General features: G+C 63.7%; 16 protein-coding genes. 11 read left to right on the top strand and 5 right to left on the bottom strand.

The genetic code is table 11. From position 1 onward, the window contains the following. Window positions 1-53 precede the first annotated feature (53 nt). The gene (locus AC1RT2_RS08415; RefSeq protein ID WP_493101044.1) at window positions 54-1,271 is read left to right on the top strand and encodes an NAD(P)/FAD-dependent oxidoreductase; all 1,218 of its coding nucleotides are present in this window, start codon (window positions 54-56) and stop codon (window positions 1,269-1,271) included. A 186-nt stretch (window positions 1,272-1,457) separates the two neighbouring features. Continuing rightward, a complete protein-coding gene (locus AC1RT2_RS08410) occupies window positions 1,458-4,256 on the top strand; it encodes a bifunctional diguanylate cyclase/phosphodiesterase (RefSeq protein ID WP_493101042.1) in 2,799 nt (932 codons plus the stop codon). Window positions 4,257-4,262: 6 nt separating this feature from the next. Here AC1RT2_RS08410 and AC1RT2_RS08405 read toward each other — a convergent pair whose 3' ends face one another. The 3 genes from AC1RT2_RS08405 to groES form a co-directional block, all read right to left on the bottom strand. Then, entirely contained in the window at window positions 4,263-4,709 is a 447-nt protein-coding gene (locus tag AC1RT2_RS08405) for a hypothetical protein (RefSeq protein ID WP_069059689.1), read from the bottom strand. 485 nt (window positions 4,710-5,194) lie between these two features. Beyond that, on the bottom strand, window positions 5,195-6,835 hold the full coding sequence (groL, locus tag AC1RT2_RS08400; RefSeq protein WP_069059688.1) for a chaperonin GroEL: 1,641 nt from the start codon (window positions 6,833-6,835) through the stop codon (window positions 5,195-5,197). Between the two features lie 56 nt (window positions 6,836-6,891). Continuing rightward, window positions 6,892-7,188 (bottom strand): co-chaperone GroES, encoded by a 297-nt coding sequence (gene groES, locus AC1RT2_RS08395; protein WP_069059687.1) that lies wholly within the window; start codon window positions 7,186-7,188, stop codon window positions 6,892-6,894. A 319-nt stretch (window positions 7,189-7,507) separates the two neighbouring features. On the opposite strand from groES, the gene AC1RT2_RS08390 reads away from it, so the two are divergent. The 6 genes from AC1RT2_RS08390 to AC1RT2_RS08365 all read left to right on the top strand — a co-directional run bounded on the left by AC1RT2_RS08390 (window position 7,508) and on the right by AC1RT2_RS08365 (window position 14,132). Then, on the top strand, window positions 7,508-8,356 hold the full coding sequence (locus AC1RT2_RS08390; protein WP_493101039.1) for a TIGR01459 family HAD-type hydrolase: 849 nt from the start codon (window positions 7,508-7,510) through the stop codon (window positions 8,354-8,356). 19 nt (window positions 8,357-8,375) lie between these two features. Beyond that, a complete protein-coding gene (locus tag AC1RT2_RS08385; protein ID WP_493101037.1) occupies window positions 8,376-9,356 on the top strand; it encodes a bifunctional riboflavin kinase/FAD synthetase in 981 nt (326 codons plus the stop codon). A 134-nt stretch (window positions 9,357-9,490) separates the two neighbouring features. Then, complete coding sequence (locus tag AC1RT2_RS08380) at window positions 9,491-9,694, top strand: hypothetical protein (protein ID WP_493101035.1); 204 nt, start codon at window positions 9,491-9,493, stop codon at window positions 9,692-9,694. A gap of 268 nt (window positions 9,695-9,962) precedes the next feature. Continuing rightward, window positions 9,963-12,854: an isoleucine--tRNA ligase gene (gene ileS / locus AC1RT2_RS08375; RefSeq protein WP_493101033.1), complete on the top strand. Its 2,892-nt coding sequence runs from the start codon at window positions 9,963-9,965 to the stop codon at window positions 12,852-12,854. Window positions 12,855-13,027: 173 nt separating this feature from the next. Further along, window positions 13,028-13,642, top strand: coding sequence for a hypothetical protein (locus AC1RT2_RS08370; protein WP_444798768.1), 615 nt, complete (start codon window positions 13,028-13,030; stop codon window positions 13,640-13,642). Window positions 13,643-13,646: 4 nt separating this feature from the next. Continuing rightward, window positions 13,647-14,132: a GNAT family N-acetyltransferase gene (locus AC1RT2_RS08365; RefSeq protein WP_493101031.1), complete on the top strand. Its 486-nt coding sequence runs from the start codon at window positions 13,647-13,649 to the stop codon at window positions 14,130-14,132. Between the two features lie 15 nt (window positions 14,133-14,147). On the opposite strand, the gene AC1RT2_RS08360 is transcribed toward AC1RT2_RS08365, so the two are convergent. After that, window positions 14,148-14,591 carry a nucleoside deaminase gene (locus AC1RT2_RS08360; RefSeq protein WP_069059682.1) on the bottom strand — a complete coding sequence of 148 codons (444 nt, stop codon included), beginning with the start codon at window positions 14,589-14,591 and terminating at the stop codon, window positions 14,148-14,150. Between the two features lie 69 nt (window positions 14,592-14,660). Between AC1RT2_RS08360 and AC1RT2_RS08355 the strand changes: the two genes are divergently transcribed. The 3 genes from AC1RT2_RS08355 to AC1RT2_RS08345 are packed head-to-tail and all read left to right on the top strand — an operon-like array spanning window position 14,661 to window position 18,122. Next, window positions 14,661-16,655, top strand: a complete 1,995-nt coding sequence (locus tag AC1RT2_RS08355; protein WP_493101029.1) for a pseudouridine synthase — start codon at window positions 14,661-14,663, stop codon at window positions 16,653-16,655. Between the two features lie 6 nt (window positions 16,656-16,661). Beyond that, complete coding sequence (rsmD, locus tag AC1RT2_RS08350) at window positions 16,662-17,222, top strand: 16S rRNA (guanine(966)-N(2))-methyltransferase RsmD (RefSeq protein WP_493101027.1); 561 nt, start codon at window positions 16,662-16,664, stop codon at window positions 17,220-17,222. Window positions 17,223-17,252: 30 nt separating this feature from the next. Further along, window positions 17,253-18,122: a patatin-like phospholipase family protein gene (locus AC1RT2_RS08345; RefSeq protein WP_493101025.1), complete on the top strand. Its 870-nt coding sequence runs from the start codon at window positions 17,253-17,255 to the stop codon at window positions 18,120-18,122. Here AC1RT2_RS08345 and AC1RT2_RS08340 read toward each other — a convergent pair. After that, entirely contained in the window at window positions 18,119-19,912 is a 1,794-nt protein-coding gene (locus AC1RT2_RS08340; RefSeq protein ID WP_493101023.1) for a monovalent cation:proton antiporter-2 (CPA2) family protein, read from the bottom strand. The genes AC1RT2_RS08345 and AC1RT2_RS08340 overlap by 4 nt on opposite strands. Window positions 19,913-19,942 lie beyond the last annotated feature (30 nt).

Raw genomic sequence — 19,942 nt, 5'->3', positions numbered from 1 at the left:
GCCCGCCGGCGCGCGGTACGTCTGGGTAAAACAAAGACGGGACGGAAAATATCGTGACGGGAAGACTGGTTGTAGTGGGCGGCGGTCAGGCCGCATTTGCCCTCGTTGCAAAGCTGCGCGCGCTCAAGGACGAGCGGCCAATCACCATCATCGCCGCGGAGGCGAGCCATCCCTACCAACGCCCGCCGCTTTCCAAGAAATACCTGCTCGGCGAGGCCGATCTCAGTCGGCTGATGTTCCGTCCGGAAAACTGGTATCCCGACAACCATGTCGATATCCGCCTGTCCACCGAGGTCACCTCCATCGACCGCGCCGCAAAGACGGTGACGCTGAGCGACGGTTCGACTCTTCACTATACCTATCTCGCGCTCGCCACTGGTGCCACGCCTCGCCGTCTGCCGGCCGGGATCGGCGGCGACCTCGATGGCGTCTTTACGGTACGCGACTATCGCGATGCCGACCGCTTGGGCCTCGAAATGCAGGAGGGCCGCCGGGCGCTAGTCATCGGTGGCGGTTACATCGGCCTTGAAGCCGCCGCCGTCGCACGGGGCAGGGGGTTGCATGTCACCGTCATCGAGATGGCCGACCGCATTCTCGCCCGCGTGGCTTCTCCGGCAACGGCAACCATCCTCAAGGCGATCCACACGGCGCGCGACGTCGACGTGCGTGAAAAGACCGGGCTGGTGCGCCTTCTCGGCGAGAACGGCCGTGTCACCGGGGCGGAATTGACGGACGGGTTCGTGTTGCCGGTCGACGTGGTGATCGCCGGCATCGGCGTGACGGCAAATGATGACCTTGCGCGAGATGCGGGCCTGGAGGTTGCGGGCGGCATTGTCGTGGATACCCATGCCCGCACGTCCGATCCTGCGATCTTCGCGATGGGTGACTGCGCCGTGCTGCCTTTCGAGGGCAATCGCGTCCGGCTCGAATCCGTACAGAACGCCGTCGACCAGGCGGAGGCTGCAGCCGCCGTCATCGCCGGAGGCGATGCGCCCTATCAGCCGAAACCGTGGTTCTGGTCCGACCAGTACGACGTCAAGCTCCAGATCGCCGGCTTCTGCATGGGCTTCGACGAGACGTTCGTCCGCGTCGGCCAGCGCGAGGGAAGCGTCTCCGTCTGGTATTTCCGCGAAGGGCGCCTGATCGCGGTGGACGCCGTCAACGACGCCAAGGCCTATGTGGTCGGCAAGAAGCTGATCGAGATGGGCCGTACACCGGAACGTGCCGCTCTTGAAGACCCGGCGACGGACCTCAAGGCGCTCACGCTCTGAGACGCTTACGTTGCGTGAGTTGCACGACACGACTGTCGCACACTGAGGCAGTTGCATTGTTTTGATATTCGTTAAGTATGATAAAAGGCGGGGCCGGATCGCGCTCCCCAATACTTTCTGAATTCACTCATTTTTTAGGGTTCTCGCGCTGAGTGGGGTCATCTTGATCCCGCCCGGTGACCCTTCATGTATCGCATTCTGACCTGCCTGACCGTCGAGCACGATCTTCGTCTCGTGCTGCTCGCGGCCTTTATCTGCTTCCTGTCCTGCTATGTGGCGGTGACGCTGGCGCAAAGGGCCCGGGCCGCGGAGGGCACGGCGCGCAATCTCTGGCTTGGCGCGGCCGGCATATCCAGCGGCTTCGGCATCTGGTCGACGCATTTCATTGCCATGCTGGCCTATAATCCCGGCGTTGCCATGGGGTTCGACATGGAGCCGACGCTGCTGTCCCTGGCGGTGGCCATCGTCGTGACGACGATGGGGCTCTCGCTCGCCACCTATGTGCCCGGACGAGGCGCCACGGTTGCGGGCGGCGTGCTGCTGGGCGCCGGCATCACCTCCATGCACTATATCGGCATGTCCGCGCTGGAGCTGCCGGGCCATATCGTCTGGGATCATGCCTATGTGGCAGCCTCGGTGGCGTTTGCCGCGATCTTTGGTGCCTTGGCGCTCATCTTCTGCATGCGCCCGCAAGCCGCCGTGCGTGACCGCGCGCTCGCAACCCTGCTCATGGCACTCGGCGTCGTTTCGCTGCATTTCACAGGCATGGCGGCCGTGACGATCGAGCCGGGCCTGATGCCGGTGAGCGACGATACGATGCTGTCGGCGAGCCTGATGGTGCCGCTGATTGCGGTCGTTGCCTTCTCGCTGCTGTTTGCCGGCATGACCGCCGCCGTCTTTGCCCGGCAGGCGGAGTTGTCCGCCAGCGAAAGCACGCGCCAGTTCGCCATGCTCGTGCAGGGCGTGAAGGATTACGCCATCTACATGCTCGATCCGGAAGGCCGTGTCGCCAACTGGAACGAGGGTGCCGAGCGCAGCAAGGGCTATACGGCGCGCGAGATCGTTGGCCAGCATTTTTCCCGCTTCTACAGCGAGGAGGACCGCGCTGCCGGCCTGCCCGAACAGGCCTTGCGGACTGCGCGGGAGGAAGGCAAATGCGAGAGCGAGGGCTGGCGCCACAAGAAGGACGGCGGCCGGTTCTGGGCGCATGTCGTCATCGATCCCATCTATGATGTCGGCGGCGTGCTCGTCGGTTACGCCAAGATCACCAAGGACGTCACGAAGGAAAAGGCCGATGCCGACCGGCTCGCCGCGGTGACGAAAAACCTTGATCTCGCGCTGGAAAACATGTCGCAGGGCCTTTGCCTGTTCGACAGGGACGAGCACCTGCTCATTGCGAACAAGCGCTACAGCGAAATCTTCGGTTTCGCGGAAGGTCACATCCAGCCCGGCATGACGCTGCGCGAGATCGTCGAGCAGGGCGTTGCCACCTTGTTTGCCGATCCCGATATCCGCCAGGCCAAGGCGCGTGACGTCTATGCGCGCCGGCGCGCCGCCATCCAGGCCAATGACGGCGGCGCCATCGTGGAAAAGCTGCCGAACGGCACCTCGGTGCAACTGCGCTACCGCACGCTGCCGGACGGTGCATGGGTTGCGACCTATGAAGACGTGTCCGATCGCCTGCGCTCCGAAGAGCAGATTTCCTTCCTCGCCCGCCACGACAACCTGACGGGCCTGCCGAACCGAGCGAGCTTCAACAACCGTCTTGAGGCAGACCTCGATTCGGCGCAGCGTTCCGGCGGCAAGGTCGCGGTGATCGGCATCGACCTCGACAAGTTCAAGGAAATCAATGACACGCGCGGCCATGCGGCGGGCGACGAGGTGCTGGTCACCCTGTCGAAGCGCATCGAGGCCTGCCTCGAGGCGGATGAAACGATCGCCCGTTTCGGCGGCGATGAATTCGCTGCCGCCAAGCGCTTCGAGGATATGTCCGAGCTGACCGACTTCATCCAGCGCCTCGAAACCTGCCTCAACGCAGAAATCCGTATCGACGGTTACGACATCAAGCCGGGTGCGAGCCTCGGCGTGGCGATCTATCCGCAGGACGCCGACAATATCGAAGCGCTGCTCAACAATGCCGACCTTGCCATGTACCGCGCCAAGGATGCACTGACCCAGACGGTCTGCTTCTACGAGGTTTCCATGGATGAGGCCGCCCGCAGCCGCCGCCTGATCGCCAACGACCTCTGGCAGGCCGTGGAGCGCAAGGAACTGCAACTACACTACCAGGTGCAGAAGGCGGTCAATACCGGCGAGACGCTCGGCTACGAGGTGCTGCTGCGCTGGCACCACCCGGTACGTGGCACGATCCCGCCGTCGGACTTCATCCCGATTGCCGAAGAGTGCGGCGCCATCCTGCCGATCGGCGAATGGGTGCTGCGGCAAGCCTGCCGCGAGGCCGCGACCTGGGGCAACGAGCACAAGATCGCCGTCAACCTGTCGCCGGTGCAGCTCGGCAATGCCGATGTCGCGGATCTCGTACATCGTGTCCTGCTGGAAACCGGCCTCGACCCGCGCCGGCTGGAGCTGGAGATCACCGAGTCGACCATCATCGGCGACAAGGAACGCGCATTGCAGACGCTGCGCCGCATCAAGGCTTTCGGCGTCACCATCGCCATCGACGATTTCGGCACGGGCTATTCGTCGCTGGAAACGTTGCGCGCCTTCCCTTTCGACAAGATCAAGCTCGACCGCAGCTTCATGAGCGAAGTCGAGGCGAGCCCCGAGGCAAAGGCCATCATCCGTGCCATCCTGGCGCTCGGCCAGTCGCTGCGTGTGCCGGTGCTTGCCGAAGGTGTGGAGACGAGCAGCCAGCTCGCCATCCTTCTGGACGAAGGCTGCGACGAGGCGCAGGGCTATTTCCTCGGGCGCCCGGTGCCCATCGAGCGGATCCGGGTCGACGTGGAGACAAGCGAAGCCGCTTGAGCGGGCTTACTGGCGCTTGAAGCGGCGGCCGGCGAGGTCGATCTGGAAGCGGGGAAAGATGAAGACGCCGATGATCGTGCCGGCGTACTTCTCCTCGAGACCCGTCGATTCACCGACGCAGAACACCGGTTGGCGCGGCGCGCCGTCGAGGTGGATCGTCGTGGAGAAACAGAAGGACGACGAGGTGGCGGCCGCCTGCTCGAAAAGCTCCAGCACGCGCGTGCGGTCGAGCGGCTCGTAGCAGCGGATAAGATTCAGCAGGCCGCAGGCACGCTGCGGCAGGCCATGCGCCAGCGCGGCCTTGTCACCGAGCGTGAACAGGCCGTTGGAAAGATCGCCGGTCCAGCGCTCTGTCACGCAATACTGCGTCAACAGTTCGTTGTCCGTCTCGTCGAATTCCATCGAGCCCGGCAGAAAGGGCGACGAGAGATCAGTCTTGATTATCTTGAACACCCACGACCTCAGGCAGTTGCTCGAATTTTGCCGAACATGTCCGTCCCTTGAGGCCCGTGACATGCTAAAAAGACAGCGTTGGCTGACAACCCCCGAAGTCGGCCGAACCATTTTTCCATGAACTGAACTATACCCGGATCCTACCGTCGATCGGACCGGGTGTACGCGTAAAGACCGCCGCTGACTTTGTTCAGTCCCCGGCGGGTGCTATCCAATGCTTCGGGAAATCCGGCTTCGCAACAAGCCGACAACACAGTGTCGAATTTTAGCGCCTGAACCCCGAGTGAATCTGAAAAGTTCACTTGGGGCGCCTTTATAATTAGTTTTCTGATGCCAGCAACGGCTTTTTGATAATTATTGCACGATTGGAAAAATTCTTTTCACGGCAACGATACAGCCCAGCCCTGCAGCAAAGCAGAAAGGGCGGCCCGAAGACCGCCCTTTCCGAACTGAACCGGATGGCTCAGATATAAGACCCGAAGGTCTTACATCATGTCCATACCGCCCATGCCGCCCATACCGCCAGGCATGCCGCCAGCGGATTCCTTCTTCGGCAGTTCGGCGATCATGGCTTCCGTCGTGATCAGCAGCGAAGCAACCGAAGCAGCGTTCTGCAGAGCCGTGCGGACAACCTTGACCGGGTCAACGATGCCAAGCGCGATCAGGTCGCCGTATTCGCCGGTCTGGGCGTTGTAGCCGTAGTTGTCTTCGTTCTTGTCGAGGATCTTGCCGACAACGATCGAAGCTTCGTCACCAGCGTTCTCGGCGATCTGGCGAACCAGCGACTGGAGCGCCTTGCGAACGATGTTGATGCCAGCTTCCTGGTCGTCGTTTTCACCCTTGACGGTGATCTTCGTGGAAGAGCGCAGCAGGGCAACGCCGCCGCCCGGTACGATGCCTTCCTGAACAGCAGCGCGCGTCGCGTTGAGGGCGTCGTCGATGCGGTCCTTCTTTTCCTTCACTTCGACTTCCGTCGAACCGCCGACGCGGATGACGGCAACGCCGCCAGCGAGCTTGGCAAGACGTTCCTGCAGCTTCTCGCGGTCGTAGTCGGAGGTGGTTTCTTCGATCTGGGCCTTGATCTGCGCGACGCGGCCTTCGATTTCAGCCTTCTGGCCGGCACCGTCGACGATCGTCGTGTTTTCCTTGGAGATCGAAACCTTCTTCGAACGGCCGAGCATGTCGAGCGTTACGTTTTCGAGCTTGATGCCGAGGTCTTCGGAGATGACCGTGCCGCCCGTCAGGATGGCGATGTCTTCCAGCATGGCCTTGCGGCGGTCGCCGAAGCCAGGAGCCTTGACGGCAGCGATCTTGAGGCCGCCACGCAGCTTGTTGACGACGAGCGTTGCGAGCGCTTCGCCTTCGACGTCTTCAGCGATGATGACCAGCGGCTTGCCGGTCTGAACGACGGCTTCGAGAACCGGCAGCATTGCCTGAAGGTTCGAGAGCTTCTTCTCGTGCAGGAGAATGAAAGCGTCTTCGAGGTCGGCGATCATCTTTTCCGGGTTGGTCACGAAGTAGGGTGACAGGTAGCCGCGGTCGAACTGCATGCCTTCGACGACTTCGAGTTCGGTTTCGGCGGTCTTGGCTTCTTCAACCGTGATGACGCCTTCGTTGCCGACCTTCTGCATGGCTTCAGCAATGTCGAGACCGACCTGCTTGTCGCCGTTTGCGGAGATCGTGCCGACCTGGGCAACTTCTTCCGAGGTGTTGATCTTCTTGGCCTTGGCCTGGAGATCCTTGACGACTTCAGCAACGGCGAGATCGATGCCGCGCTTCAGGTCCATCGGGTTCATGCCGGCGGCAACAGCCTTGTGGCCTTCGCGAACGATAGCCTGGGCAAGAACGGTTGCAGTCGTCGTGCCGTCGCCGGCGATGTCGTTGGTCTTGGAAGCGACTTCGCGAACGAGCTGGGCGCCCATGTTCTCGAACTTGTCTTCCAGTTCGATTTCCTTGGCGACGGAAACGCCGTCCTTGGTGATGCGCGGTGCGCCGAAGGACTTGTCGATAACGACGTTACGACCCTTCGGGCCGAGCGTTACCTTGACTGCGTCTGCGAGAACGTCGACGCCACGCAGCATCTTTTCGCGCGCGGTGCGGCCGAATTTGACTTCTTTGGCTGCCATTGTGTGAACTCCTGAAAGAGGTATCAGCGAATTTCGGAAAGGGATGACCGGCTAAATCAGCCGATGACGCCCATGATGTCGGCTTCCTTCATGATCAGAAGGTCTTCGCCGTCGAGCTTGACTTCGGTGCCCGACCACTTGCCGAACAGAACGCGGTCGCCAGCCTTGACGTCCAGCGGAACAACCTTGCCGGACTCGTCACGAGCGCCGGAACCGACGGCGACGATTTCGCCTTCCTGCGGCTTTTCCTTGGCGGTGTCAGGAATGATGATGCCGCCCTTGGTCTTGGCTTCAGATTCAACGCGACGAACGACGACGCGATCGTGAAGCGGGCGGAAGGTGGTGCTTGCCATTGTCTTATCCCTCGATCGAATGACATTGCGGATCCCGAACTGGATCCGATGGATGAGTGTTAGCACTCACTGTTTAGGAGTGCTAGCGGCCTGGAGATAGGCGGCGAGGCTTTTCGAGTCAAGAAGAGCGACGGGAAATTATTTTGCCGCGAATGGTTACCGCCGCCGCCAGATGGGAGCGAAATCGCACGCCATCAAGTCAGGCTGATGAATTTCCGGCAGTTTCTCCGCCGATGCGGCAAAATTGTGTGGAGAGGCTTGTTTTCTTGGCGTCGCTTTGCAATGTCAGCCGGGCTCGACCTCGACACGGGAATCCCTGATGGCTCACCGCATCCAATCCTTCCGCGATATCACCGCGCACTATGACGTGGTGCTCTGCGACGTCTGGGGCGTCCTGCACAATGGCGTCGAAGCCTTTTCCTATGCCTCGGAGGCACTCGCCGAGGCCCGCGCGGCCGGCCTCACCGTCGTGCTCATCACCAATTCGCCGCGCCCGCATCCGGGCGTGAAAGTGCAGATCCGCGGCCTCGGCGTCACCGATGATTCCTATGATCGCATCGTCACATCGGGCGACGTCACCCGTGCGTTGATCGCGCAGGGCCCGAAGAAAATCTATTTCATCGGCGCGGAAAAGGACTTGGCCCTGCTCGATGGCCTCGGCGTCGAGCTGGTCGGCCTGGAGGAGGCGGGCATCGTCGTTTGCGCCGGCCTTCGCGAAGACGAGAAGGATACCGTCGAGGATTATCGCGCGGAGCTGACCGCACTTGCCGCGAAAAAACTGCCCTTCATCTGCGCCAACCCGGACCTCGTCGTCGAGCGCGGCCACCGCCTCATTCCATGCGCCGGGGCGCTCGCGAAGCTTTACGAAGAGCTCGGCTGCACCAGCCAGATCGCCGGCAAGCCGCATCGGCCGATCTACGAAAAGTCGATTGCGGAGGCTAAGGATGTGCGTGGCGCCTTCGACCTGTCGCGCGTCATCGCCATCGGCGACGGCATGCCGACCGATGTACGCGGCGCTGAAGCCTTTGGTCTCGATGTGCTCTATATTTCCGGCGGCATCCATGCGCAGGAATATGTTGAAGCCGGCCGCACGGACGAGGCAAGATTGGAACGCTTTCTCGCTCAGGAAAATGCCCACCCGAAGTGGTGGATGCCCCGGCTGCAGTGACGGGACGGAGACGGTCGGCATGACGGTATTTCACAGGAACGAGACGAAACAGCCACTGCCGGAGCATCTGCGCGGCGGCGTCATTGCCATCGGCAATTTCGACGGCGTGCACCGTGGCCACCAGGCCGTGCTGCAACGGGCGCTCGATCTTGCCGCCGAGCGCGGCATCCCCGCTCTCGTGCTCACCTTCGAGCCACATCCGCGCACCGTCTTCCGACCGGAGCGCCCCGTCTTCCGACTGACGCCGGCACCGTTGAAGGCCCGCATCCTCGAAGGCATGGGTTTTTCCGCCGTCATCGAATATCCCTTCGATCGCAACTTCTCCGAAATATCGGCGCACGACTTCATCCGCGCCATCCTGATGGATTGGCTGCACGCCTCCGAGGTTGTCACCGGCTTCGATTTCCATTTCGGCAAGGGCAGGGAAGGCGGCCCGGCCTTCCTGATGGCCGCTGGCCAGGACAATGGTTTCGGCGTCACCCTGGTCGATGCCTTTCGCGACGAGAATGCCTCGGTGATCTCGTCGAGCTTCGTCCGTGCCCTGCTTGGCGAGGGAGCCGTCGTCGAGGCGTCCGGCCAGCTCGGTTACCACTATACGGTCGAGGCCGAGGTGATCGGCGGCAAGCAGCTCGGCCGCACATTGGGCTATCCGACCGCCAACATGCAGCTTCCGCCGGAAGTGGAATTGCGCAACGGCATCTATGCTGTGCGGTTCCGCCGCCCGGATGGCAGCCTGCACGACGGCGTCGCCAGCTATGGCCGCCGCCCGACGGTCACGTCGAACGGCGCCCCGCTGCTCGAAACCTTCCTCTTCGATTTCTCGGGCGACCTCTACGGTGAAGTCTCCGCCGTCTCCTTCTTCGGGCACCTGCGCGACGAGCTGAAATTCGATGGCCTCGACGCGCTCGTCGTGCAGATGAAGCGTGACGAGGAGGAGGCGCGGGCGCTGCTTTCCGGCGTCAAGCCGCTCGGGGCCATCGACCAGCGCCTCTGTTTCTGACCGTGATGTCAGACGCGCCTTGCCCGCTCTACATTTTCCGTTCGGCGAATTTCGCCCCCTCTGGAAACACCGTCGTCACCATCGCGCCGATAGACCGGGTCGTCGCAGTCTATGGCGGCGAAGGAGGCGGCGGCTTGAGCGACGCATTTGGCGGTGTGGCGATCTTCCTGAACGATGCGACCGGTGAGCGTTTTGCCGGTGTTTGGGGCGCGCGCAACGCATCGCGTTTTCGTCGCGAAATGCGTGAGAGCATGCCGGTCGTCTTGCGGCGTGAAACGCCACAGGTGCGGTTGGCCTTGTGGAGCGCATACGGCACACGGCCACCGCGGATACGATGACGCCTAGGCAACATTCGTTTTGTGAGGCGATGAATACGGCGCCGCCGTCTTTTCAAACCGGCGAAAAGGCCGTAAGACCGCGCGCATGATGCTCCACCGGCTGACCATCGATCTGCGAATTAGTGGCCCGGCCTTCCGCGCGCTCTGAGCGAGGCCGGAAGGTCCGGGATTTCGGGCGTTGTTTTGAGGACGCCCCCGCCGTCGGTACCAGTACCTGACAATATTCCCCGCATGCGCAAACGCGCGCGAAAAGACGATAGCTCCACCCATGACCGATACGCCCGAAAAAGTCGATTATTCTGCCACCCTCTACCTGCCGCAGACGGATTTCCCGATGCGCGCCGGCCTGCCGACGAAGGAGCCGGAAACGGTGGCCCGCTGGCAGCAGATGGGTCTCTACAAGAAGCTGCGCGCCTCCGCCGCCGGCCGTGAAAAGTTCGTGCTGCACGACGGCCCGCCCTATGCCAACGGCAACATCCATATCGGCCACGCGCTGAACAAGATCCTCAAGGACGTCATCACCCGCTCGTTCCAGATGCGCGGCTACGACTCGAACTACGTGCCCGGCTGGGACTGCCACGGCCTTCCGATCGAATGGAAGATCGAGGAGAAGTACCGCGAGAAGGGCAAGAACAAGGACGAGGTTCCGGTCAACGAGTTCCGCCAGGAATGCCGCGACTTCGCGGCCGGCTGGATCAAGATCCAGTCCGACGAGTTCAAGCGCCTCGGCATCGAGGGCGACTTCGACAATCCCTACACGACGATGAACTTCCACGCGGAATCACGCATCGCCGGCGAACTTTTGAAGATCGCCAAGAGCGGCCAGCTCTATCGCGGCTCGAAGCCGGTCATGTGGTCCGTCGTCGAGCGCACGGCGCTGGCGGAAGCCGAAGTCGAATATGCCGATGTCGAGAGCGACATGATCTGGGTGAAATTCCCGGTGACCGAAGGTCCGGCCGATCTTCTCGGCAATTTCGTCGTCATCTGGACAACGACCCCCTGGACGATCCCCGGCAACCGCGCCATCGCCTTCTCGTCGCGTTACCCCTACGGCCTGTTCGAGGTCGAAAGCGCGCAGAACGATTTTGGCCCGCAGCCCGGCGAAAAACTGATCTTCGGGACACGCCTTGCCGATGAGGCAGCTGCCAAGGCGAAGCTCACGTTCAAGTACGTCCGCGATATCGCGCCTGAAGAACTGGCGGCGGTCGTCTGCGCCCATCCGTTGAAGGATCTCGGCTACGACTTCAAGGTCCCGGTGCTCGATGGTGATCACGTCACCGACGATGCCGGTACCGGCTTCGTGCACACCGCGCCGAGCCACGGCCGCGAAGACTTTGACGCCTGGACGTCGAAGGCTCGCGAACTGGAAGCGCGCGGCATCTCTTCGAAGATCCCGTTCCCGGTCGACGATGCCGGCTTCTACACCGCCGACGCCCCCGGCTTCGACGGTGCGCGCGTCATGGACGACAACGGCAAGAAGGGCGACGCCAACGAGCGCGTCATCAAGGCGCTGATCGCCTCGAACACGCTGTTCGCCCGCGGTCGCCTGAAGCACTCGTACCCGCATTCCTGGCGCTCCAAGAAGCCGGTCATCTTCCGCAACACGCCGCAATGGTTCGTCTACATGGACAAGGAACTCGGCGACGGCACGACGCTGCGTTCGCGTTCGCTGAAGGCGATCGACGACACGCGCTTCGTGCCCGCGGCCGGCCAGAACCGCCTGCGCGCCATGATCGAAGGCCGCCCGGACTGGGTGCTGTCGCGCCAGCGCGCCTGGGGCGTCCCGATCGCCGTCTTCGCCGATGAGAATGGCAGCGTGCTGGTCGATGAGGCCGTCAATGCCCGCATCCTCGAAGCCTTCGAGCAGGAGGGTGCGGACGCCTGGTTCGCCGAGGGCGCCAAGGCACGTTTCCTTGGCCCCGACCACGACCAGTCCAAGTGGACGCAGGTCATGGATATCCTCGACGTTTGGTTCGACTCGGGCTCGACGCACACCTTCACGCTGGAAGACCGCCCGGACCTGAAATGGCCGGCCGACGTCTATCTGGAGGGCTCCGACCAGCATCGCGGCTGGTTCCACTCGTCGCTGCTCGAAAGCTGCGCAACGCGTGGCCGTGCGCCCTACAATGCCGTCGTCACCCATGGCTTCACCATGGACGAGAAGGGCGAGAAGCAGTCGAAGTCCAAGGGCAACGTCGTCTCGCCGCAGGACGTGATGAAGGAATCGGGCGCCGATATCCTGCGTCTCTGGGTCATGACCACCGACTACTGGGAAGACCAGCGCCTCGGCAAGACGATCATCCAGACCAACATCGACGCTTACCGCAAGCTGCGCAACACGGTGCGCTGGATGCTGGGCACGCTGGCACACGACACGGGCGAGGAGATCGCCTATGCCGACATGCCGGAGCTGGAAAAGCTGATGTTGCATCGGCTGTCGGAACTCGATGCGCTCGTGCGCGAAGGCTACGACGCCTTCGACTTCAAGAAGATCACCCGCGCGCTCATCGATTTTTCGAACGTCGAGCTCTCGGCCTTCTACTTCGACGTCCGCAAGGATGCGCTCTACTGCGACGCCCCGTCCTCGCTGAAGCGCCGCGCCTCGCTTTCGGTCATCCGCAAGCTGTTCGACTGCCTCGTCACCTGGCTGGCACCCATGCTGCCCTTCACGATGGAAGAGGCCTGGCTGTCGCGCAAGCCCGATGCCGTATCGGTCCATCTCGAGCAGTTCCCGGACGTGCCGGCCGAATGGCGTAACGATGCGCTGGAAGCCAAGTGGGAAAAGATCCGCAGCGTGCGTTCGGTCGTGACCGGCGCGCTGGAGATCGAGCGCCGCGAGAAGCGTATCGGCGCCTCGCTGGAAGCGGCTCCGGTCGTCTACATAAACGACCCGGCGCTGCTGGAAGCGCTCGAAGGCCAGGATTTTGCGGAAATCTGCATCACCTCGGCCATATCGGTTGTTTCCGGCGACGGCCCGGCTGACGCCTTCCGCCTGCCGGAGGTCGCCAAGGTTGCGGTCGAGCCGAAGCTTGCCGAGGGCACCAAGTGCGCGCGCTCCTGGCGCATCACCACGGATGTCGGCGCGGATGCGGACTATCCGGATGTCTCGGCGCGTGACGCTGCGGCGCTGCGCGAAATCGGCTTTCGCCGCGCCGCCTGACGGGTCTGCCTGTTGACGGCCGGGGCTTTCCGGCCGTCGATCCCCCGGATGAATTGCACTTCCATGCTTCATCCGGTATTGCTGCCTGAAAATGGTCGGATTTTTCCGCCATGGCACGGCGATCTATTGCCGTGCTTGAGCTTTGGGGCGCCGGCTCTGCTGGAAGGGTATTCATGGGAATGACGCGAAATATTCGGGTGCGTACCGGCCTGATCGGTCTTTTGGGCGGAAGTTTCCTTTTGACCGGCTGCATGGGACCGACCTACGGCACGGGCAAGAGCGTCGGCGAGCAGCTGGTGGAAGACGTCGGCAACGCCGTCATGGTTCAGCCCGACAATGAGGAAGCGAAAAAGATCCGCTACCAGCCGCGCGGCGGCCTCGTTGTGCCGAAGGATCAAACTGCACTGACCACGCCGCAGGATTCTGTTTCCGGCAAGAACAATCCAGGATGGCTGGAAAGCCCCGAGGACATGCGCCAACGCCTGCGGGCGGAAGCGGATGAAAACAGCGGTGACGTGAACTACCGGTCTCCGCTCGCCAATCAGGGCACGACGAACCGCAAGCTCTCCGCATCCGAGCAGACGGCCGCCTATCGCGAGGCACGTCGGCTGGAGATGGGCGCCTATTCCGACAAGCGCCGCTACCTGAGCGATCCGCCGCTGGACTACCGCCGCCTTCCCGAGGAGGCCCAGGCTGATCTCGGCGAGCCGGAAAAGACCAAGGAGCGTCGCCGCAAGAAGGAAGCTAAGGCGGCCAAGCAGGGTGGGTCTAGCTGGTGGCCGTTCTAAGGCCATGAAGGCTTATCGCATTCGTCCGGCGTCGGTTGACGACGCCGCGATCATCCTGCGGTTCATCCGCGAACTTGCCGACTATGAAAAAGCGCTGCACGAAGTCGCAGCGACGCAAGAGAGCATTGCCGCCTCGCTTTTCGGCGAAGGCTCGGTCAGCTACGCCGCCATCTGCGAGACCGAGGACGGCGAACCCGCTGGCTCCGCCGTGTGGTTCAAGACCTATTCCACCTGGCAGGCGAAGAACTGCCTTTATCTCGAAGACCTTTATGTGACGCCCGACCATCGCGGCGCCGGCGTCGGCAAGATGCTGCTGCGCCATCTCGCGCGCACCGCGCTTGATGAGGGGTGCGCGCGGTTCGAGTGGAGCGTGCTCGACTGGAATACGCCGGCGATCCGCGTCTATGATGCGATCGGCGCCGAGCCCAAGCCGGAATGGGTCCGCTACCGGCTGGACGGTGAAAAGCTTCGTCAGTTCGCCGCTGGATAAATCCCAAAGTTTTGATCAGCGCCGTTCGGCGAAGAAATCCTTCAGGATTTCCGCAGCCTCCAGGCCGCCGATGCCGGAATAGACGTCCGGCGCATGGTGGCAGGTCGGTTGCGCGAAGAAACGCACGCCATTGTCCACCGCGCCGCCCTTCGGGTCCTCCGCGCCGTAGTACAGCCGTCGGATGCGGGCGAAGGAAATGGCGGCGGCGCAGAGCGTGCAGGGCTCCAGCGTCACGTAGAGATCGGCGCCGGTGAGACGCTCCTGGCCGAGTTTGCGGGCGGCCTCGCGGATGACGGCAACCTCGGCATGGGCGGTCACGTCGGTCTCCGCCCGCGTCCGGTTGCCGGATTGCGCAATGATCGTGCCATCGAGCACCAGCACGGCCCCGACCGGCACTTCGCCCCGTTCGCCGGCCGCGCGCGCCTCGCAAAGCGCGATCTCCATGAAGCGATTTGTCATCGCACAACGAATTCCTCTTAACCCGGGGCGTGTGACCTGATAGGACACGCCAAAACGCAGGCAACACAAATGACATTCAAAGACAAGCCAAAACGGCCGGGCGACAAGCCCGAGGGCCGTGATCGTAAGCCGCGTGGCGCCGCATCGGCCGCACCGGGCAAGAAATCCTTTTCGGCTGAAAAGCCTGCGGGCCGCAAACCCGAGGGCAAATCGTTCTCCGGAAAGCCGGCCCCGCGGGACGGTAAGCCTCCCCGTGATGGCAAGCCCGCCCGTGATGCACGGCCTGCCAAGGCAGCGCCGGCCGCGTCGGCCAGCACAGATCTTGCGCCCGAGCGCATTTCCAAGCTGCTCGCCCGCGCGGGCGTCGCCTCGCGTCGTGATATCGAGCGCATGATCATGGAAGGCCGCGTCAGCGTGAACGGCAAGGTGCTGGAGACGCCGGTCGTCAACGCCACCTTCGCCGACCGCATCGAGGTCGACGGCCAGCCGATCCGCGGCATCGAGCGCACGCGCCTCTGGCTCTACAACAAGCCGGCGGGTCTCGTGACCACCAATGCCGACCCGGAAGGCCGCCCGACCGTCTTCGACAACCTGCCCGAAGACCTGCCGCGCGTCATGTCTATCGGCCGCCTCGACATCAACACCGAAGGTCTGCTGCTGCTGACCAACGATGGCGGCCTTGCCCGCATGCTGGAACTGCCGACGACCGGCTGGCTGCGCCGCTACCGCGTGCGCGCCCATGGCAAGATCGAGCAGGCCGATCTCGACAAGCTGAAGGACGGCATCGCCGTCGAAGGCGTGCTCTATGGCGCGATCGACGCGACGCTCGACAAGGTGCAGGGCACCAACGTCTGGATCACCGTCAGCCTTCGTGAAGGCAAGAACCGCGAAATCAAGAACGTGCTCGGCGCGCTCGGTCTCGACGTGAACCGCCTGATCCGCATTTCCTACGGCCCGTTCCAGCTCGGCGAACTGCCGGAAGGCCAGGCCCAGGAAATCCGCGGCCGCACGCTGCGCGACCAGCTCGGCCCCCGCCTGATCGAGGAAGCCAAGGCGAATTTCGATGCGCCGCTGTTCGATCATGCGCCGGATGAGGACGAGAAGCCGGCGAAAAAGGGCCGCGACGCCGCACCCGGCTGGGGTGAACGTCCCGCCGAACGCCGCGAGAAGCCCGAAGACCGCCGAGAAAAGGCCCGCGCACGGCTCGATACCAAGCGCGACGACCGCTTTGGCGACAAGCCGCGTGGCGGCCCGCGCGACCGGGATCGCGAAGAAAACACGTTCGACAGCAAGCCGAAGCGCGAGCCCGCCAACCGTGCCCGCAAGTCCAACGTCTGGATGGCGCCCGGCGCCCGTCCCGTTGCCGAAAAGAAGGCCGAGACGTCTGAAGGCGTGAAGCGCGAACCGCGGGAGCGTCCGGAAGGCGCGCCGAAGACCAAGCGCTACGGCCGGACAGCCGATGGCGCGCCGACACGCTCGGCAAAGAAGTTCGATCCTGACCGCAAGGGACCGGCGCGCGGCCGTCCCGGCGACGACCGGGCAGACAAGCCCCGTGTCCTGAAGACGCGTGACGAAGACGGCGAATGGATCCGCGCCAGCGAGCCGGAAAAGAGCGACCGTGACGACGGTGGTCGCGGTGGCTTCGGCCGCCCGCGCTCCGGTGCCGGCGACGACCGCGCGCCCCGCGGTTTCGGTGACCGTCCGCCGCGTGGCGACCGCAAACCGCGCGCCGAGGGTGAACGCTCGTTCGGTGATCGTCCGCCTCGCGGCGATCGTAAACCGCGTGCGGAAGGCGAACATTCGTTCGGTGCCCGCCCGGCCCACGGCGACCGCAAGCCACGCGCAGAAGGCGAGCGTTCCTTCGGTGATCGCAAGCCCAGGGCAGAAGGCGAACGCACGTTCTCCGACCGTCCGCCGCGCCGTGATGGCGGCAAGCCGTTCGGCGCAAAGCCTTCCGGTGGCAAGTCCTTCGGCGGCAAGCCGGGTGGTCGCCCGTCCGGCGGAAAGCCTGCCGGCAAGCCCGGTGGCCGGCCTTCGGGCGGCCCGCGCGGCAAGGGGAAGTAATCAGCAGTGCGGATCGTCGGCGGAGAGTTTCGCGGCCGTTCGCTTGCAACGCCGAAGTCGGATGACATTCGTCCGACTTCGGACCGCACGCGCGAAAGCCTGTTCAACATCCTGTCCCATGCCTATCCTGAAGCGCTCGACGGCACACGCGTGCTCGATCTCTTCGCGGGAACGGGTGCTGTCGGCTTGGAGGCGATGTCGCGTGGCGCCCGCGCGGCACTCTTCGTCGAGCAGAGCGTCGAGGGCAGGGGGCTTCTGCATTCAAACATCGAAACGCTCGGCGTCATCGGCCGCGCCAAGATTTTCCGGCGCGATGCCACAGCACTCGGCGGCGTCGGCACGGTGGAACCGTTCGATTTCCTGTTCGCCGATCCGCCCTACGCCAAGGGCCTCGGTGAACGCGCGCTCGATGCCGCGGCCCGCGGCGGCTGGCTCGTCGACGGCGCCCTTGCGATCCTCGAGGAGCGCGCCGATATTCAGCCTGCCGCCGTCGATGGTTTCGATCCTCTCGAGGTCCGCACCTTCGGCGACACACGCATGCATTTCTACCGCTACCGGGCCGGCTGATCCGCCAGGCCTCCGCAGAGGACGCCAGCGATGACCGAAGCCCTCGTTTCCGTTGAAAGCTCGCGTGCCGGCGGCCCGACCGTCGCGATCGCATTGGGCGGCGGTGGAGCGCGCGGCCTTGCCCATATCCATGTCATCGAGGTTCTGGACGAACTCTGCATCCGCCCGGTGCTGATTTCAGGCGCCTCCATCGGCGCGATCATGGGCGCCGCCATGGCGAGCGGCATGACGGGCAAGGAAATCCGCGAACACACGCTTGCCACGATCGGCCATCCGAGCCGCATCATGAACCGGCTGTGGAGCCTGCGCCCCACACGTTTTTCAGAGGTCGTCGCCGGTGGTTTTCGCGTCGGGCAATTCAACCTCGAGCGCGTGTTGAAGGCTTTCCTGCCGGATCGCCTGCCGGAAACTTTCGAGGCGCTGCAAATCCCGCTGAAGGTCATCGCGTCGGATTACTACGGCCAGTGCGAATGCGTTTGCGAGAGCGGCGCGCTCTTCCCGGCGATCGCCGCTTCCGCGGCTCTGCCCGCCGTCTTTCGCCCGGTGCTGATCGATGGCCGCGTGATGATCGACGGCGGCCTGTGGAACCCTGTGCCCTTCGATCATCTGAGAGGCCACGCGGACATCACCATCGGCGTCGACGTCATCGGCCACCCGCCGGCCGGTACCGCGGGCCTGCCGAACAGCATCGACAGCCTCTATGGCGCAACCCAGCTCACCATGCGATCCATCGTCACGCTGAAGCTGGAAAAGGCTGCACCCGACATCTTCCTGCAACCCGATGTCGGTCGTTTCCGCGTGCTCGATTTCGCCAAGGCCGAGGAGGTGCTTACCGTCTCCTCCGGCATCCGCGACGAGCTGAAACGGTCGCTCGATGCAAAGCTGTCCGCTTTGGCCTAGGCGCTTTCTTCCTCGTCGACTTCGGCCTGCGTCTTGTTCTTCGGCTTGACCAGCGGCTCCGGCTTGACGGGCTTGAAGTGCAGCATGTGCCGGCCGGCCGTCAGGCCCTCGACGGCCTGCAGTTCCAGCCGTGCGACGTCGCGGCGGCGGATGTCGTCGCCGATCGCCAGTGCATCTTCCGGCTCGACGCCGAGTTCTTCCAGCGTTTCGCGGCCGAAGAGCAGGGCGGATTCGAAGGTCTCGCGCACGTCGTGCTGCACCCCGCGGGCGCGCAGCGATAGCGTGTGCACGCGGTCGTAGGATCGGGCGAAAATCGTGGCATTCGGGTATTCCGACTGCACGAGGTCGACGATGCGGTCCGTGGTCGCCTTGCCCTGCGTGCAGATGGCGACGATCTTGGCGCGCTCGATGCCGGCCGCGCGCAGCACGTCCTTGCGCGTGCCGTCACCGAAATAGATGCGGAAGCCGAAGCTTGCCGCCTGGCGCACGCGGTCGGTCGAATGGTCGATGACGGTCACCTCACGCCCGCCGGCCAGCAGGATCTGCGCGGCGATCTGGCCGAACCGCGAAAAACCGATCATCAGCACGTCCGCCCCCGCCCCCTCGAAATCCTCCTCCATCTCCTCCTCGATATCCTCGACCAGCAGGAAGCGGGACAGTGCTGCCGCAATCGGCGTCAGCGCCATGGAAATGGTGACGATGGCGACGAGCAGCGAGGCGAGCCCGCCGGAAAAGATGCCGGCGGCAGAGGCTGCCGTGAACAGCACGAAACCGAATTCACCGCCCTGCGGCAGGACAAGCGCAATGCGCACCGCGTCGTTGTGTGATGAGCCGGTGAAGCGGCAGAGGCCGTAGATCACGAAACTCTTCACCAGCATGACGGTTGGCGTGGCGATCAGGATGGTCAACCAGCCGGAAAAGATGACGTCGAGATGCAACGAAAGGCCGACGGCCATGAAGAACAGCCCCAGCAGGATACCGCGGAAGGGCTCCACATCCGCCTGCAATTCATGGCGGTAGGAGGAATCCGCGAGCAGCACGCCGGCCAGGAAGGCGCCCATCGCCATGGAGAGGCCGGCCATCTGCAGCAGCATGGCGGCGGCGAGCACGACGAAGAGAGCCGCCGCAATCATCGCTTCGCGTGCGCCGGTGCGGGCGATGATCTGGAACAGCGGGTTGAGCAGGTAGCGGCCGGCCACCAGCAGCGCGGTGATGGCGGAAAGGGCGATCATGAAATCCTGGAAGGCGGTCGTCGTGTCCTCCGGCGCCTGCTCCGCCAAAAGCGGGATCAGCGCCAGCAGCGGCACGATGGCAAGATCCTGAAACAGCAGCATGGAGAAGGCGCGCTGGCCATAGCGCGTGTTCGTGTCGCCTTTCTCGTCGAGGATCTGCATGGCGAAGGCGGTGGAGGAGAGCGCAAGGCCGAAACCGATGATGAGCGCCCCGTCCCAGTGCTCCATGCCCGTCACGAAGGTCAGCGCGGCCAGCACCAGCCCGGTGACGACGACCTGCGCCAGGCCGAGCCCGAAAATATCATGCCGCATCGCCCAGAGGCGTGAGGGTTTCAGCTCCAGCCCGATGAGGAACAGCAGGAAGACGACGCCCAGTTCGGCAACACCCAGAAGCTCTTCACCGTCGCGGATCTGGTGCAGGATCGGGCCGATCACCACGCCGGCGGCGAGGTAGCCGAGAATGGTGCCGAGCCCCAGCCGCTTGAAGATTGGCGCCGCGAGAAGCGCGCCGCCGAGCATCAGCAGGACCTCGTTATAGGGGCTATGGGTGTAGGGCATGCGGCAGGCTTTCTTCGAGAGGCGGCGGTC

This window comes from Shinella sp. GW821-FHT11G07 (assembly GCF_058808115.1).
Note: the sequence above shows the minus strand (reverse complement) of the source record. Positions and strands in the feature narration are given on the sequence as shown.

What these genes read in the sequence shown, in the direction of transcription:
- groL (WP_069059688.1), bottom strand. Translation starts at nt 6,835, where the DNA reads ATGGCAGCCAAAGAAGTCAAATTCGGCCGCACCGCGCGCGAAAAGATG.
- AC1RT2_RS08410 (WP_493101042.1), top strand. Translation starts at nt 1,458, where the DNA reads ATGTATCGCATTCTGACCTGCCTGACCGTCGAGCACGATCTTCGTCTC.
- AC1RT2_RS08360 (WP_069059682.1), bottom strand. Translation starts at nt 14,591, where the DNA reads ATGACAAATCGCTTCATGGAGATCGCGCTTTGCGAGGCGCGCGCGGCC.
- AC1RT2_RS08365 (WP_493101031.1), top strand. Translation starts at nt 13,647, where the DNA reads ATGAAGGCTTATCGCATTCGTCCGGCGTCGGTTGACGACGCCGCGATC.
- AC1RT2_RS08390 (WP_493101039.1), top strand. Translation starts at nt 7,508, where the DNA reads ATGGCTCACCGCATCCAATCCTTCCGCGATATCACCGCGCACTATGAC.
- AC1RT2_RS08385 (WP_493101037.1), top strand. Translation starts at nt 8,376, where the DNA reads ATGACGGTATTTCACAGGAACGAGACGAAACAGCCACTGCCGGAGCAT.
- AC1RT2_RS08340 (WP_493101023.1), bottom strand. Translation starts at nt 19,912, where the DNA reads ATGCCCTACACCCATAGCCCCTATAACGAGGTCCTGCTGATGCTCGGC.
- groES (WP_069059687.1), bottom strand. Translation starts at nt 7,188, where the DNA reads ATGGCAAGCACCACCTTCCGCCCGCTTCACGATCGCGTCGTCGTTCGT.
- AC1RT2_RS08355 (WP_493101029.1), top strand. Translation starts at nt 14,661, where the DNA reads ATGACATTCAAAGACAAGCCAAAACGGCCGGGCGACAAGCCCGAGGGC.
- AC1RT2_RS08370 (WP_444798768.1), top strand. Translation starts at nt 13,028, where the DNA reads ATGGGAATGACGCGAAATATTCGGGTGCGTACCGGCCTGATCGGTCTT.
- ileS (WP_493101033.1), top strand. Translation starts at nt 9,963, where the DNA reads ATGACCGATACGCCCGAAAAAGTCGATTATTCTGCCACCCTCTACCTG.
- AC1RT2_RS08345 (WP_493101025.1), top strand. Translation starts at nt 17,253, where the DNA reads ATGACCGAAGCCCTCGTTTCCGTTGAAAGCTCGCGTGCCGGCGGCCCG.